Raw genomic sequence first — 14,995 nt, forward strand, 5'->3', positions numbered from 1 at the left:
CCGATCATGGCCATACGGTGCAGGTCAGCGGGGTGGTCGGAAACTCTTTCGCACCAGTTCCCAGTCGGCGGCGGCCCCGGCCCAGTCCTCGTCCCAGGTCCGGTCGGTCGCGCAGCAGGTCGCGAGCGCCCCGGTCGCCGACGGCGTACCCGCTCAGCAGCGGCCAGGTTCGTCGAGTCAGCAGGATCGGGTGTCCGCGCCGGCCGGCGTAGGTGGCGACCGCTACGACAGCGCCGTCGGCGTACGCCGCGCGCACCCGGCGCACCGCGATCGGGCTGAGCAGCGGCTGGTCGACGAGGACCACGACGGCGGCCGGCACGGCGGCCGGCAGCGAGGCCAGGCCCTTCAGCAGCGACGAGCCCAGTCCGTCGGACCAGCGATCGTGCCGGACCGGCACCGCGCCGGGCAGATCGGGCATCTCATCGACGCCCGCGCCGAGCACCACGTGCACCGGTGCGCAGCCGCCGTCGCCGAGCAGCCGTATCGCACGCCGCACCAGCGGCTCGCCGTCCAGCTCGACAAGCGCCTTCGGCCGGCCGTAGCGCCGCCCGGCGCCGGCGGCGAGCAGCAGTCCGGCGGTCACAGTCGTCACCTCCCGTACGAAGGGCTTTGCGTTATTCGCCCTGAGATATACCGACAAAGCTAGTCTGGGCCGGTGCAGGGCGGACCGGAGAACGCGACGACGATCGACGAGCGCCACTCGTCCCGGGTGACGGTCGAGGTCAACGGCGCGTCCCGTGCGGTGACTCTGGACAACCGCACCACCCTGCTCGACGCGCTGCGCGAGCACCTCGACCTGACCGGCGCGAAGAAGGGCTGCGACCACGGCCAGTGCGGCTCCTGCACCGTGCTGCTCGACGGCCGCCGGGTGAAGAGCTGCCTGGTCTTCGCGGTCACCGTGGACGGCCGGTCGGTGGTGACCGTCGAAGGGCTGGCCGGGCCGGACGAGCTGTCCCCGTTGCAGGCCGCCTTCATCGCGCACGACGCGTTCCAGTGCGGCTACTGCACCCCCGGGCAGCTCTGCTCGGCCCGCGGCATGCTCGACGAGGTCTCCCGGGGATGGCCCAGCGCTGTCACCGACGACCTGAACACGCCCGCCGAACTGACCGACGCGGAGATCCGCGAGCGGATGGCCGGCAACCTGTGCCGCTGCGCCGCGTACCCGCACATCGTCGCGGCAGTGCGCGAGACGGCGGCGTCCTCGTGAAGGCGTTCCGCTATCACCGGCCCGCCGACGTGGCCGAGGCGGTCGCCATGCTGGCGGCCGAACCGCAGGCCGCCTACCTGGGCGGCGGAACCAACCTGGTGGATCTCATGAAGCTCGGGGTGCAACGCCCCGACGTGCTGGTGGACGTGACCCGGCTCCCGCTCGACACCGTCGAGGAGCTGCCCGACGGCGGGCTGCGGATCGGCGCGACGGTCCGCAACAGCGACCTCGCGGCCCACCCGGTGGTACGCCGCGACTACCCGGTGCTGGCCCGCGCCCTGCTCGCCGCCGCCTCCGGTCAGCTGCGCAACATGGCCACCACCGGTGGCAACCTGTTGCAGCGCACCCGCTGCTTCTACTTCCAGGACACCGGCAAGGCGTGCAACAAACGAGAGCCGGGCAGCGGTTGCGCCGCTCTGCACGGCCAGAACCGCGACCTGGCGGTCCTGGACTGGTCCGAGCAGTGCGTGGCCACCCACCCGTCCGACCTGGCCGTCGCGCTGACCGCCCTCGACACGGTGGTGGAGGTGCACGAGGCCGACGGCCCCCGCGACATCCCGATCGCCGGCTTCTACCGCTCCCCCGGCACCCACCCGCAACGGGAGACCACAATGGCCCAGGGGGCACTGATCACCGCCGTGCGGCTGCCGCCCCTACCGGCCGCGCGCCGCTCGACGTACCTCAAGGTGCGCGACCGGGCCTCGTTCGCGTTCGCCGCCGGCTCGGTGGCCGCGGTGCTGGACCTCGACGGGGACGTGGTCCGCGACGTGCGGCTGGCGTACGGGGCGGTGGCGCACCGGCCGTGGCGGGCGTACCGGGCCGAGGAGGAGCTGCGCGGTCGTCCGTTCAGCCCGGAGCTGGCGGCGCGGGCCGCCGACGCGGAGCTGGCCGAGGCACGCCCCTTACGGCACAACGGTTTCAAGCTGCCACTGACCCGGGCCATCACTGTGCGGGCGCTCACCGAACTGGCGTCGTCGTGAGCGCCGGGGCGGTCGGACGGGCGTACCCCCGCCTCGAAGGCCCGGCGAAGGTCACCGGCACGGCCCGGTACGCGGTGGAGTACCCGGTGGACGGCGTCACCTACGGCTGGGCGGTGCCGTCGGCGGTGGTGCGGGGCCGGATCACCCGGATCGACACGACGGAGGCGTTGGCCTCGCCCGGCGTGCTGGCCGTGGTGCACCACGGCAACGCGCCCCGGATGGCGCCCGGCCCGCAGCCGGAGCTGCGGCTGTTGCAGGAGCCGAATGTGCACTACCGGGGGCAATACGTCGCCGTGGTGGTGGCCACCAGCCTGGAGGCGGCCCGCGAGGGCGCCCGACTGGTCCGCATCGACTACGACACCGGCCCACACAGCACGGTGCTCACCGACGACCATCCCGGCCTGTACAAGCCGGACCACGTCAACCCCAGCTACCCGACGGACACCGCCGAGGGTGACTTCGACGCCGGGTACGCGGCCGCCCCGGTGCGGGTGGACGTCACCTACCGCACGCCGGCGTACCACAACAACCCGATGGAACCGCACGCCACCACCGCGCAGTGGCACGACGGTCGGCTCCTGGTGCACGACTCCACCCAGGGCGCGACACCGGTACGTGCCACCCTCGCCGAGCTGTTCGAGCTGCCACCGGAGTCGATCCGGGTCGTGGCCGAGCACGTCGGCGGCGGCTTCGGCAGCAAGGGGTACGCCAAGGCGTCGGTGGTGCTGGCCGCCCTCGCCGCCCGGCACGTCGACCGCCCGGTCAAACTGGCGCTGACCCGCCAGCAACTGTTCGGGCCGGTCGGCTACCGCACCCCCACCATCCAGCGGGTCCGCCTCGCCGCCGACACCGACGGCCGGCTCACCGCCATCTGCCACGACGCGATCAGTCAGACCTCGACCATCAGGGAGTTCGCCGAGCAGACCGCCGTCTACACCCGCAGCATGTACGCCGCACCGCACCGCCGCACCACGCACCGGCTGGTCCGTCTCGACGTGCCCACGCCGTTCTGGATGCGCGCGCCCGGCGAGTGCCCCGGCGCGTACGCCCTGGAGTCGGCGGTGGACGAGCTGGCCATCGCCGTCGGCATGGACCCGGTGGAGCTGCGCATCCGCAACGACACCGCTGTCGACCCCGACCAGGGGCGCCCGTTCACCAGCCGAAACCTGGTGGCCTGCCTACGCGAGGGCGCACAGCGGTTCGGCTGGGCCGGCCGTGACCCGTCGCCCCGGTCCCGACGCGACGGCCGCTGGCTGGTCGGGACCGGGGTGGCCGGTTCCAGTTACCCGGCCCGGGCCCGGCCGTCCACTGCGACGGCCACCGCCCGGCCCGACGGGAGTTTCCTGGTCCAGATCAACGCCACCGACATCGGCACCGGCGCCCGGACGGCGATCTGGCAGGTGGCCGCCGACGCGCTCGGAGTGCCGCCGGAGCGGGTGGAGATCCGCATCGGGGACAGCGAGTTGCCGACGGCGGCGCTGGCCGGCGGTTCGATGGGGACCGCGAGCTGGAGCTGGGCGGTGATACGGGCCGCGCAGGCGCTGCGCGAGAAGCTGCGCGACGGTGGGCCGCCGACCGGCGAGGTGACCGCCGAGGCGGACACCACCGAGGAGGTGGGCGGGCAGCCCGCGCTGCCCCGGTACGCGTACGGGGCGCAGTTCGTCGAGGTGCGGGTCGACGCGGACACCGGCGAGGTACGGCTGAATCGGATGCTCGGGGTCTTCGCGGCGGGGCGGGTGGTGAACCCGACGACGGCGCGCAGTCAGCTCATCGGCGGCATGACGATGGGGCTGTCGATGGCGCTGCACGAGGAGGGCCTGCTCGACGAGCGCTACGGCGACTGGGTCAACCATGACCTGGCCACCTACCACATCACCGGCTGCGCGGACGTGGAGTCCATCGAGGCGTACTGGCTGGACGAGCGCGACGACGAGCTGAACCCGGCCGGGGTGAAGGGCATCGGCGAGATCGGCATCGTCGGCGCCGCGGCGGCGGTCGCCAACGCGGTGCACCACGCGACCGGCGTACGGATCCGGGAGCTGCCGATCCGGCTCGACAAGCTCATCGGAGTATCAGACTTGGCTTAAATAAGCCGTCAGTGATACAACTGTCGTCGTGCACGCCTTCGACGTGCTGGGCGATCCGGTCCGGCGCCGCATCCTGGAACTGCTCGCCGGTGGCGAGCAGACCGCTGGTGCGGTCAGCGCTGTCATCGGCGATGAATTCGGCATCTCCCAGCCCGCCGTGTCCCAGCACCTCAAGGTGTTGCGCGACAACGGTTTCGCCACCGTGCGGCCGGAGGGCACCCGGCGGCTCTACGCGGTCGACCCACGCCCACTACGCGAGGTCGACGGCTGGCTGGAGCACTTCCGCCGGTTCTGGGCTCCGCCCCTGGCGGCACTCGCCACCGAGCTGGCCCGGGGCCGACGTGAGCGTCGGCTGCGCGGGCCCGCCGATCCACCCGATGAGAGGAACACCTGATGTTCGACGCCACCGAGCAGATCAACGCCGTCCAGCGGAAGGTCGGCAGCCGCACCCTGGAAGCCGGTGAGGCGCGGGTCACCACGATCAGCCAGACCTACCAGGCGACGGCCGAGGATCTGTGGGACGCCTGCACCAACGCCGAGCGCATCCCACGCTGGTTCCTGCCCATCTCCGGTGACCTGCGGCTGGGCGGCACGTACCAGCTCGAGGGCAACGCCCACGGCACCGTCGAGAGCTGCGAGCCGCCGCACCGCTTCACCGCCACCTGGGAAATGGGCGACGAGGTGAGCTGGATCGAGGTGCGGGTCAGCCCGGTCGGCGACGAGCGGGCCCGCCTCGACCTGGACCACATCGCGCACGTCGACCAGGACCGGTGGGCCCAGTTCGGGCCGGGCGCGGTCGGTGTCGGCTGGGACCTCGGGCTTCTCGGCCTCGCCTCACACCTGGCCGGCGACGGCAGCGGGATCACCCCGGAACAGGGCGCCGAGTGGACCGCCTCCGCCGAGGGACGGCGGGCCATGGAGCTGAGCAGCCAGCTGTGGTGCGAGGCGAGCATCGCCGCCGGCACCGACGCCGACGAGGCGAAGGCCGCCGCCGAACGCACCACCGCCTTCTACACCGGCGACCCGGCAGCCTGAGCACGGGATCGGGGCGGCGGCGCCCCCGGGCGGGCGGCGGCGGCTCGGGCGGGCGGCGGCGCGACGGGCTGGGCGGGGGTCGGAGTAACGTGCTGCGGCATGACCGGCACGCCGTACTCGCACTGTTCCTACTGCGGCGCCGCCTACCCGCCGGCCGCCGGATGGCCGCGAGTCTGCGCGGTCTGCGGCGAGACCGTCTGGCGCAACCCGCTGCCGGTGGCGGTCGCGGTGCTGCCGGTCCGCACCGCCGAGGGCCTGGGAGTGGTGGTGGTCCGCCGGGACATCGAGCCGGCCCGCGGCCTGCTCGCGCTGCCCGGCGGCTTCATCGAGTACGGCGAGGAGTGGTCCGACGCACTCGTGCGGGAGTTGCGGGAGGAGACCGGCCTGATCGCGGCGGCCGAGGACGCCCGCCTGTTCGCTGTGCACGGGGCGCCGGCGGGCGGCACGATGATGGTCTTCGGAGTGCTGCCCGAGCGGGCGGCCGAGGACCTGCCACCGTCGGCGCCGACCGAGGAGGCGACCGAGTGGCTGGTGCTCACCGACCCGGTCGAGCTGGCATTCTCCACCCACACCCGGGTACTCGCCGACTTCCTCACGCCCGCTTCCCCGCCCGGCCCCACCGCCTGACCCCGCCACCCGCCCGATTCGCCGGCGACCCAGCGGCGGAAGATCGAGCACGATCTTGCGGGACAAAACGGGACGGGATGTTGGCTGTTATCGAGGGTGGGTCTCGTCGGTGCCGGTCAGGTAGCCGCTGGCCTGGAGTTCGAACAGCTCACGGTAGAGGCCGCCGGCCGCCATCAGCTCGTCGTGACTGCCCTGCTGGACGAGGCGGCCCCGCTCCATCACGAGGATCCGGTCCGCATGCCGGACGTTGGCCAACCGATGGGTGATCAGGACGACCGCTCGGTCGGGGTGGCGGCGCAGGTGTTGGAACAGGGCGTGTTCGGCGCGGGCGTCCAGGGCTGCCGAGGGTTCGTCACAGATCAGCAGGGCGGCGTCGCGGTAGAGCCCCCGGGCGGCGACCAACCGCTGCCACTGCCCGCCGGACAATTCGTGGCCGTCCTTGAACTCGCGGTCGAGCAGGGTGTCGTAGCTGTGCGGTAAGCCAATGATCATGTCGTGGGCGGCGGCCGCGCCGGCCGCCTCCTGAATGGTGGGGCCGGAGCGCCCCGGCGGGCGGTCATGCCGTCCGACGCGGATGTTCTGACCAGCGGTGAACGGGAACTTCCAGTACTCCTGTGTCATCACCGCCACCTGGCTGCCCAGGGCGTGTGGGTCCAGCTCGACGGCGTCGACGCCGTCCCAGCGGATCACCCCACCGGTGGGCCGGTACAGCCCGGCGATCAGCTTGGCCAGGGTGGTCTTTCCGGAGCCGTTCTCACCGACGAGCGCGATCACCTCGCCTCGGCGGATGGTCAGGCTGACCCGGTCCACCGCCGGGGTGTCGGTGTCCGGGTAGCTCAGGCTCACCTCGTCCGCCTCGATCAGGCGGACCGCGTCGGCCACCCGGTCGCCGCCGACAGGCACCCGGGCGTGGGCGCGGGCCAGGAAGTCCCGGTAGTCCTGGTAGTAGAGGGCGTCCTCATAGAGCGAGTTGGTGGCGATGACCGCCACGCCCAGGCTGGTCCGCGCGGACTGCAGGGCGAGCAGGGCAGTGGCCGCAGCGGCGAGGGCGACCATCCCGCCCAGCAGGAGGCCGCCGAGCACCGCGTACACGCCGAAGGTGGCCAGGCCCGCCACCGTCGCGCCGACCACCCGTGTGCCGGTCTGTGCCCGCACCAGCCGCAGCTGGGCGCGGGTCTCGACGGCCATGACGCCGCGATACTCGGTCAGCAGGAAGTCGCGCATCTGGTACGCGCGCACCTCGGCGGCGGTGTGCCGGTTGGCCATCAGGTGGGCCAGCATCCACATCCGACGCTGCCGGGTGATCCGGGCCAGCATCGCCAGATATTCGCGGCGGGCCATCCGTACCGCGGTGATCGCCTGGGGAATCGCGGCGAGTAGTAGGCAGGGCAGCAGCAGCGGTTGGATGACGGTCACCGCGACGGCGGTGGCGAGCATGCCGACCACGCCGGTGACCAGGTTGACCGTGTGGTCGACGATGTACGCGGCCTCCGCCATCCCGCGGTCGCGGGCCCGGTCCATCTCCTCGGCGAAGCCGGCGTCGTCGAACGCGGCCAACTCCACAGCGGTGGTGGCCTCGAACAGCCGCAGCTCCACCTGATAGTTGATCTGCGGGGTCAGTCGGGCCTGTGCCCAACCGGCCGCGATCGCCAGGCCGCCGCGTGCCGACACCGCCGCCGCCGCCACGACCAGCGCCGGCAGCGCCGCGCGTACCCGGTCCGGGGTGGGGCCGGCGGCGAACAGCTCGCTCAGCACGCTGGTAGTGGCGAGCAGGCCGAACGTGGTCATCACCCCGGCGGCGACGTTCAGGCCGATGGAGGCGACCGTGTCCCGACGGTTGGTGGCCCAGGCCAGCCCGACCGCCTCGCGGACCAGCCGGGGCAGCCGGCGGGCCACCGCCCAGAAGCTGGTGTGGGCGAACTCCTGCGCGTGATGCAGCCACTCGCGTTCCTCCAGCTCCGGCAGCATCGTGGCGGCCGGCGGATCGCCCGGCTGGTCGTCGTCCTCGGCAGCGGCGCGCTGGCGGGCCATCGACTCCACGGACCCTCCTCAAGGCGGGGATCACGAACGCCGCCCGAGACTACTGCCAGCGACCACCCGCTGTCTCTAGGTAGTCGGCGCGTCGCGTTGCCCGTCCGGTGGCCCTTCGGTGATCGGCAGCAGGACCCGGAAGGTGGTGCGGCCCGGCTCGGACTCCACCCGGATGTCGCCGTGGTGTTTGTGCACCACGATCCGGTACGAGATGTCCAGCCCCAGACCGGTGCCCGCACCGACCGGCTTGGTGGTGAAGAACGGCTCGAAGATGCGCGGACGCACCTCCGGCGGGATGCCCGGCCCGGTGTCGGTGATCTCCACCGTCAGTTGGTCGCCGACCCGTCCGGTGCGGACGGTCAGCACACCCTTCTCCCCCAGCGCGCCCAACGCGTTGTCGATCAGGTTGGTCCACACCTGGTTCAGCTCGGCCGCGTACGCCGGGACCGGTGGGAGGTTCCGGTCGTACTCGCGGACCAGCTTGACCTCGGCGGGGATCTTTCCCTTGAACATCACCAGCGTCGCGTCGAGCAGGTCGTGCACGTCCACCACCCGGTGCGGCGCGCGGTCCAGCTGCGAGTACTGCTTGGCGGCGTCCACGAGCCCGGAGATCCGGGTGACCGCGTCGCCGATCTCGCGCATCAGCAGCTCGGTGTCGACGGTGTAGGTGAGCCAGCGCACCGCCGCCTCCAGGTCCGCTGCGCCGACCGCGGCCTTGACCTGCGCCAGCCAGGCCGCGTCGAGCCCACCGCCGACCAGGATCGGGGCCAGGTCCCAGGCCCCACCGACGCCATGGTCCTCCAGCCAGTCGGTGAGGGTGTCCTCGGCGTCGGCGGTGGCCATCGGTGTCAACTTCGGCGCGGTGGCCACCCGTGCCACCGCCTCCTCCTGCAACGCGACCAGGCCGTGCAGGGCGCTCCCGTCGAGCCGCCCGTCGGCGATCATGGCGAGCTTGTGCCGCATCCCGGCGACCCGGTCCCGCAGAACCGACGTGGCCCGCACCGCCGCCGCGGCCGGATTGTTCAGCTCGTGGGTCAACCCCGCCGAGAGCGAACCGAGGGCCAGCAACCGCTCCCGCTCACCGACGATTGCCTGACTGTCCCGCATTCCGAAGAACAGCCCCTCCAACAGGTGCATGGGCATCGGGAACCAGGACCGCAGGGCGTACGCGAAGTCCTCCGCCGGCAGCACGAAGAACTCCGCGTCGGTCACCGCCCGCAGGCTGTTGCGGTAGATCTGCTCGACCTGGTCACCCAGGTACGCCTGAGTGGCCCCGCCGTACACCCCACGCTGGTCGGTCCGGCTGACCTCGACGTCGTCGCCGCGCACCAGGCGACTCAGCGCCACCTCCCCACGCACCAGCACGAAGAAGCAGGTCGCGGGCTCACCCTCGCCGTACACGAGGGTGCCGCCGGCGCGCTGCTCGACCCGGCCGTGCTCGGCCAGCCAGTCGAGCTGCCCGTCGTCGAGCGCCTCGAACAGGAACAGAGTGCGCAACCGCGCCGGTGTCAGCCGGTCAGACTCGGTGGCCACTGGGACTCCTTCGCTCGCGACTGCGGGGCTCGCAAACCCGGCTCACTCCTCGCGCTCACAGGGACTCCTTCGCTCGCAGAACCGGCTCATTGGGCCTCCAGGTAGCGGTGCACCAGCGACACCGCCATCGCACCCTCGCCGACGGCCGAGGCGACCCGCTTGACCGACTCGGCCCGCACGTCGCCGGCGGCGAACACGCCCGGCACGCTGGTCTCCAGGTGGTACGGGTCGCGCGACAGCGACCAGCCGGCCGGCCGCCGTCCCCCGGCGAGCAGATCCGGACCGGTCACGATGAAACCACGGTCGTCGCGGACCAGCACCCCGTCCAGCCAGTCGGTGCGGGGCTCCGCGCCGATGAAGATGAACAGCCAGGAGGCGTCGACCGAGCGGGCCTCCCCGGTGCGGGTGTCGCACAGGGTGAGCCGTTCCAGGTGGTCCTCCCCCGCACCGCCGACCACAGCGGTGTGCGGGTGCACTGTGATCTGGTCGATCCGTTCCAGCTGGTCGATCAGGTAACGCGACATCGAGGCGGTCAGGTCCGCACCACGGATGAGCAGGTGCACCCTCGACGCGTACCGGGAGAAGTGGACCGCCGCCTGGCCGGCGGAGTTGGCCCCACCAACGATGTAGACGTCCTGCTCGACGCAGCTCGGCGCCTCGGTGGCGGCGGCGCCGTAGAACACCCCCCGGCCGGTGAAGTCGGCCAGCCCCGGGGCGTCGAGCACCCGGTACGACACGCCGGTGGCCAGCACCACTGTGTGCGCGGCGATCTCCGTGCCGTCGCCGAAGCGAAGCAGTCGGGCACCGCCGGCCTCGCTGAGACCGACCACCTCCCGGGCACTGAGCAGCTCGGCGCCGAACTTGACCGCCTGCCGCCGGGCCCGATCGGTCAACTGCGCGCCGGAGACACCGTCCGGGAAGCCCAGGTAGTTCTCGATGCGGCTGCTCTGCCCGGCCTGACCGCCGGTCGCCCGTCGCTCCACGAGCACCGTGCGCAGCCCCTCCGACGCGCCGTACACCGCCGAACCGAGACCGGCGGGGCCGCCGCCGATCACCACCAGGTCGTAGAAGTCACACGCCGGCACCACAGTCAACCCGGCCAGCGCGGCCAACTCGGCCTCGCTCGGGGCGACCAGTGCCTTGCCCTCCGCCGTCACCACCAGCGGCACGTCCGCCTCGGTGGCCCCGGCCGCGTCGAGCAACCGGACGCCCTCCGGATCGTCGGACAACAGCCACCGGTACGGCACCAGGTTGCGGGCCAGGAAGTCGCGGACCTTGAACGACGGCGCCGACCAGCGGTGCCCGACGACCCGGATCTCCGCGCTGGCCGCGTCCGGGGTGACCGCCCACGCCTCCAGCAGCCCGTCGACCACCGGGTACAGCTTCTCCTCCGGCGGGTGCCAGGGCTTGAGCAGGTAGTGGTCCAGGTCGACCACGTTGATGGCCTCGATCGCGGCGTCGGTGTCCGCGTACGCGGTGAGCAGCACCCGGCGGGCCGCCGGGAAGATGTCCATTGCCGCTTCCAGGAACTCGACGCCGGTCATCTCCGGCATCCGGTGGTCGGCAAGCAGCAGCGCCACCTGCTCGCCGCGCAGTTTGACCTCGCGCAGCGCGTCCAGCGCCTCCGGCCCGGAGGACGCCCGCAACACCCGGTAGCGGTCGCCGTAGCGACGCCGGATGTCCCGGGCCACCGCCCGGGACACCACGGGGTCGTCGTCGACGGTCAGGATCACCGGGTTCGCCATGGCGCCATGAAATCACCTGTCGAGGGTCGACCGCACCATCGCCGAGGCCCGGCTCACGGTTGACCGCCCCGCAGACGGGTAAGCCGGGGAGCCGCGCGGGTGGCCGGACATCGACGACCCGCCCGGTTGCCGCGCACACCTCGGGGGGCCCATGGCGGACGCGACACCGACCGGACCGACGACGTCGGGCGGGATCGTGGAGCTGCGGGTGCACGGTGTCTCCGGCGCGGGCGCGGACCAGGTGTTGGACCGGCCGTTCGTGCATCAGGTCGCCGGGGACCGCAGCGGAGGTTTCTACCGACCGCGCCCCGGCTATCCGGACTCCACCGGGACGGACGGGGTGACGCTGGAGGCGTACCGCTGGAGTGACCTGCCGTCCGGCACGGCCGTGCGGACGCTGTCGCTGGTCTTCCTGCTGCCGTTCATGCTCTGCAACGTGGCGCTCTGGATGCGCCCGGCGAACACCGTCTCGCAGCGTGGCTTCATGGCACTGTGCCGGGTGCTCGCCCTCACCCTCACCATGCTCTACGTGCTCTCCATCGTCGGGGTGGCGCTGGACCTGATCGCCTGGCGCTGCATGGACACCCCATCGTGCCTGGCCGGCCGGAACTGGCTGTCCTGGCTCGGCGGGCGCCCGGCCGGGCTGCGCCTGGGTGTGCTGGCGCTCGTGCCGGTCGCCGCCATCGGGCTCGTCTGGTGGCTGGGCGCTCGCCCGGGCCATTCGTTCGACGCGTTCCGGACGCCGTCGACCCCGACGTCGAAACACCGGTTGAGCGCCGTCGGCCAGTGGGACGGCGAGCCGCTGGTGGGTCGACTGCGCTCGGTCCACGTCGCGGTGGCGTTCGCCACGCTGAGCGCCAGCCTGCTGGCCGCCCGTGCCAGCCAGCACCGCTCGTGGGTGATGGTGATCCTCCTGACGGCCACCGGGGCGGTCCTGCTGGCCTGCCTGGTCCTGGTCAGCGTGGTGCCGAGCATCGACCGCACCGACCCGTCGCCCCGGGTGGACGGGGTCTTCCGCGGGCTGCGCACCATCGCCTGCGGCCTGACGATGCTGGTGATCGTGCACGTCGTCATCAGCCCGGCACCGTGGCCGCAAGGAGGTGCGCTACCCGGTTACGGCGCGATAGTGGCCTGGCTGTTCGTCAGCCAGACCGTGCTGGTGGTCGCGCTCGCCGCGCTGGTGATCTGGCGGCGGGGCGGCGGGCAGAGCCGGTCACCCATCCGCGCGTTGGGAGCGCCGGTCTTCATGACGATCTCGGCCGGGCTCGCCGTGGCGTTCTCGGCCGAGCTGGTCTACCGGGTGGCGGACCTGCTCGATCGCGAGGGAACGACGGCGGACGGCCTGGAGACCAGTCCTCCCCTGGCGTACAAATGGGCGATCTTCGGGTTTTTCCTTGCCGTGGTGACCGCACTGCTGGTGGCCGGCCTGGTCACCAGGCTGACCCGGCGCGGGCGACGGCGGGCCGCGCGGGCGATCGTGGCCGCCGACTTCCCGGACGCGCCGCCGCGCGCGGCAGCCCGGCTGCGGCGGGTCGAGCAGGCGGTGGCCCGGGCCCGCTTCACCGAACGATTGGAGCCGCTCTCCGTGGTGTACGCCGGCCTGGCGGCGCTCGGCCTGGCCACCAGCGTGCTCGGCCTGCTCCAGCTCCTACCCGGCGACGTGGCGCAGCGCTACATCGGCGTGCCGGAAGGCATGGTCAACTTCCTGATCGGTTCGGGTAGCTACGTGATCGCCGCGATCCTGCTCGGCCTCGTGGTGGGCGGCATCTTCGCGTACCGGACGGCGCAGTTCCGTCGGTACGTGGGGGTCCTCTGGGATCTGGGCACCTTCTGGCCCCGGGCTGCGCACCCGTTCGCGCCGCCCTGTTACGCCGAGCGGGCCGTGCCGGAGCTGGCCAAGCGGATCACCTACCTGGTGGAACAGGGGCAGTGTGTGCTGCTGGCCGGACACAGCCACGGCTCGGTGCTGCTCGCCGCCACGGTCCTGCAACTGCCCACCCGGATCACCGAGCGGGTCGCCCTGCTGACCTACGGGTCACCACTGGGCCGGCTGTACTCCCGGCTGTTCCCCGCGTACGCCGACGAGCCGGCGCTGAGGGAGATCGGCGAACGGATCGGCTGGCGCTGGATCAACCTGTGGCGCGACACCGACCCGATCGGCGGTTGGATCTTCGCCTCCCACCGCCCGGGGGAGGCCGAGACGCTGACCGGTCCGTCGGCAACAGTGGACCGGCGGTTGACCGACCCACAGGACGTGGTGCCGGCGCCCAGCGACAGCGTTCCCCCACCGATCCTCGGACACTGGCCGTGTGAGTCGCAGGAGGCGTTCGGGGAGGCGGTACGCGACCTCACCGCCCGGCTGCTCCCAGCGCGCCCGGCACGCGACTGAGCCGGCCGGTACGCGACTGAGCCGGCCGGTACGACTGCTCCGGCGGCCGGATATCGTCGCCTGGTGACCCCGTCCAAGCCACCCGCCCGCCGGTTGATCGCCTCGAACAAGAAGGCCCAGCACGAGTACACGGTGCTGCGCACGTACGAGGCGGGCATCGTGCTGGTCGGCACCGAGGTGAAGTCACTACGCGAGGGGCGGGCCTCGCTCGTGGACGCGTTCGCGCACGAGCGCGACGGCGAGATCGTGCTGTACGGCCTGCACATAGCCGAGTACACCTACGGCACGTGGACCAACCACGCCCCGCGCCGCAACCGCAAGCTGCTGCTGCACCGCGCCGAGATCGACCGGATCCTGGACAAGGTCCGCGAGGGCGGGGTGACCCTCGTTCCGCTGTCGATGTACTTCGAGAACGGCTACGCCAAGGTCGAATTGGCCCTCGCCAAGGGCAAGCGCTCCTACGACAAGCGGCAGACGCTGGCCGAGCGCGACGCCAACCGGGAGATCGCCCGCGAGCTGGGCCGGCACCTCAAGGGCCACCCCCGCCGACCCTGACGCCGCAACGGGTCGTCCCAGGACGCTGTTCGTCCGCACAAGCTCTTGGCGGGGTGTCTCCGCGCCTGTGGTTCGCGGGCGCGTTCGGATGTGCTTTGCGTGGGGGTCCCAGCGTGGCGCGCCGGGACATCGTTGACGTCGCCCGAGAGACGTGGTCTGCTCAGTCGACGCCGTTGTTGAAAACGGTAATCATTAGCTGAAGCGGAGGAGAACCATGTCGCTCACTGTCTCGCCTGCCCTGCTCGACGCCGCCGAACGCGGCCCCATCGACGACGAGGCGTTCATCGCCTGCGTCCGTGACTCACTGCCGTTCGCCTGGGCCACCGTCAGCCGAGTGGTCGCCGAACTGGAAGCCGGCGACGCCGACCTGGCCGACAACATCGTCCCGCCGCCCACCGACGCCGACCGGGGTCAACTGCTCCGCGCGCTGGCGAGCGACGCGATCCGCGCCGGCCTGGAACGACACTTCGGCGTACGCCTGGCCTTCCAGAACTGCCACCGCGTCGCCGCGTTCCGCCCGTCGGCCGTCGACAGCGAGCGCTACCGCCGCTTCGTGTCGACCCGTGGCCAACTGCTCAACCAGTCCCCCGAACTCCGCAACTGCTGACCGTAGCGGCGGGCGGGCTCACGACTGACCGCCCGGAGTCGGCCGGGCTGCCCCGAAACCCCCAGCAGGGACTACCGACGAGCCGAGATCGGCCGAAGCAGGGATCGAGCCGACTCAGGATCGTCAACGCCTCCTGGAACAGCCGGCCCGCGGTCGCCCGGTCACCCCGGTTGTCGGCGACCAGACCCAACTGGTGCAG

The 14,995-nt window shown here is 72.1% G+C and carries 13 protein-coding genes; 9 read left to right on the forward strand and 4 right to left on the reverse strand.

Annotated features, from left to right (window positions below; translation table 11 throughout):
* Window positions 1–4: 4 nt before the first annotated feature.
* Window positions 5–583, reverse strand: coding sequence for an NTP transferase domain-containing protein (locus AB0C20_RS29980; protein ID WP_357569211.1), 579 nt, complete (start codon window positions 581–583; stop codon window positions 5–7).
* A gap of 126 nt (window positions 584–709) precedes the next feature.
* Here AB0C20_RS29980 and AB0C20_RS29985 point away from each other — a divergent pair, with 126 nt between their 5' ends.
* The 6 genes from AB0C20_RS29985 (at window position 710) to AB0C20_RS30010 (ending at window position 5,936) form a co-directional block, all read left to right on the forward strand.
* Complete coding sequence (locus tag AB0C20_RS29985) at window positions 710–1,207, forward strand: 2Fe-2S iron-sulfur cluster-binding protein (RefSeq protein ID WP_357569215.1); 498 nt, start codon at window positions 710–712, stop codon at window positions 1,205–1,207.
* On the forward strand, window positions 1,204–2,187 hold the full coding sequence (locus AB0C20_RS29990; protein WP_357569212.1) for a xanthine dehydrogenase family protein subunit M: 984 nt from the start codon (window positions 1,204–1,206) through the stop codon (window positions 2,185–2,187). The genes AB0C20_RS29985 and AB0C20_RS29990 overlap by 4 nt, the downstream gene beginning before the upstream one ends.
* The gene (locus AB0C20_RS29995) at window positions 2,184–4,274 is read left to right on the forward strand and encodes a xanthine dehydrogenase family protein molybdopterin-binding subunit (protein ID WP_357188260.1); all 2,091 of its coding nucleotides are present in this window, start codon (window positions 2,184–2,186) and stop codon (window positions 4,272–4,274) included. Before AB0C20_RS29990 ends, AB0C20_RS29995 begins: the two co-directional genes overlap by 4 nt.
* 28 nt (window positions 4,275–4,302) lie before the next feature.
* Entirely contained in the window at window positions 4,303–4,668 is a 366-nt protein-coding gene (locus tag AB0C20_RS30000; protein ID WP_357188262.1) for a metalloregulator ArsR/SmtB family transcription factor, read from the forward strand.
* Window positions 4,668–5,309 (forward strand): SRPBCC family protein, encoded by a 642-nt coding sequence (locus tag AB0C20_RS30005; protein WP_357188264.1) that lies wholly within the window; start codon window positions 4,668–4,670, stop codon window positions 5,307–5,309. Before AB0C20_RS30000 ends, AB0C20_RS30005 begins: the two co-directional genes overlap by 1 nt.
* A 99-nt stretch (window positions 5,310–5,408) precedes the next feature.
* Entirely contained in the window at window positions 5,409–5,936 is a 528-nt protein-coding gene (locus tag AB0C20_RS30010; RefSeq protein ID WP_357188266.1) for an NUDIX domain-containing protein, read from the forward strand.
* Between the two features lie 87 nt (window positions 5,937–6,023).
* Here the strand turns inward: AB0C20_RS30010 and AB0C20_RS30015 are convergent, their stop codons facing one another.
* The 3 genes from AB0C20_RS30015 to AB0C20_RS30025 all read right to left on the reverse strand — a co-directional run bounded on the left by AB0C20_RS30015 (window position 6,024) and on the right by AB0C20_RS30025 (window position 11,245).
* Entirely contained in the window at window positions 6,024–7,967 is a 1,944-nt protein-coding gene (locus AB0C20_RS30015; RefSeq protein ID WP_357569216.1) for an ABC transporter ATP-binding protein, read from the reverse strand.
* Window positions 7,968–8,042: 75 nt separating this feature from the next.
* Window positions 8,043–9,500, reverse strand: a complete 1,458-nt coding sequence (locus AB0C20_RS30020; protein ID WP_357188268.1) for an ATP-binding protein — start codon at window positions 9,498–9,500, stop codon at window positions 8,043–8,045.
* Between the two features lie 86 nt (window positions 9,501–9,586).
* Window positions 9,587–11,245 carry an FAD-dependent oxidoreductase gene (locus tag AB0C20_RS30025; RefSeq protein WP_357188270.1) on the reverse strand — a complete coding sequence of 553 codons (1,659 nt, stop codon included), beginning with the start codon at window positions 11,243–11,245 and terminating at the stop codon, window positions 9,587–9,589.
* Window positions 11,246–11,396: 151 nt separating this feature from the next.
* On the opposite strand from AB0C20_RS30025, the gene AB0C20_RS30030 reads away from it, so the two are divergent.
* The 3 genes from AB0C20_RS30030 to AB0C20_RS30040 all read left to right on the forward strand — a co-directional run bounded on the left by AB0C20_RS30030 (window position 11,397) and on the right by AB0C20_RS30040 (window position 14,796).
* Window positions 11,397–13,634, forward strand: a complete 2,238-nt coding sequence (locus tag AB0C20_RS30030) for a hypothetical protein (protein ID WP_357569213.1) — start codon at window positions 11,397–11,399, stop codon at window positions 13,632–13,634.
* A 63-nt stretch (window positions 13,635–13,697) separates the two neighbouring features.
* Window positions 13,698–14,189: an SsrA-binding protein SmpB gene (gene smpB / locus AB0C20_RS30035; RefSeq protein WP_357569214.1), complete on the forward strand. Its 492-nt coding sequence runs from the start codon at window positions 13,698–13,700 to the stop codon at window positions 14,187–14,189.
* Window positions 14,190–14,403: 214 nt separating this feature from the next.
* Complete coding sequence (locus AB0C20_RS30040) at window positions 14,404–14,796, forward strand: SCO5389 family protein (protein WP_357188275.1); 393 nt, start codon at window positions 14,404–14,406, stop codon at window positions 14,794–14,796.
* The last annotated feature ends 199 nt before the right edge of the window (window positions 14,797–14,995 follow it).

It is taken from the genome of Micromonospora sp. NPDC048843 (assembly GCF_040649965.1).
Lineage (GTDB): Bacteria > Actinomycetota > Actinomycetes > Mycobacteriales > Micromonosporaceae > Micromonospora > Micromonospora hortensis.

Coding starts and splice junctions, on each gene's coding strand:
- AB0C20_RS30005 (WP_357188264.1), top strand. CDS start 4,668: ATGTTCGACGCCACCGAGCAGATCAACGCCGTCCAGCGGAAGGTCGGC.
- AB0C20_RS30010 (WP_357188266.1), top strand. CDS start 5,409: ATGACCGGCACGCCGTACTCGCACTGTTCCTACTGCGGCGCCGCCTAC.
- AB0C20_RS30015 (WP_357569216.1), bottom strand. CDS start 7,967: ATGGCCCGCCAGCGCGCCGCTGCCGAGGACGACGACCAGCCGGGCGAT.
- AB0C20_RS30025 (WP_357188270.1), bottom strand. CDS start 11,245: ATGGCGAACCCGGTGATCCTGACCGTCGACGACGACCCCGTGGTGTCC.
- AB0C20_RS30030 (WP_357569213.1), top strand. CDS start 11,397: ATGGCGGACGCGACACCGACCGGACCGACGACGTCGGGCGGGATCGTG.
- AB0C20_RS30040 (WP_357188275.1), top strand. CDS start 14,404: ATGTCGCTCACTGTCTCGCCTGCCCTGCTCGACGCCGCCGAACGCGGC.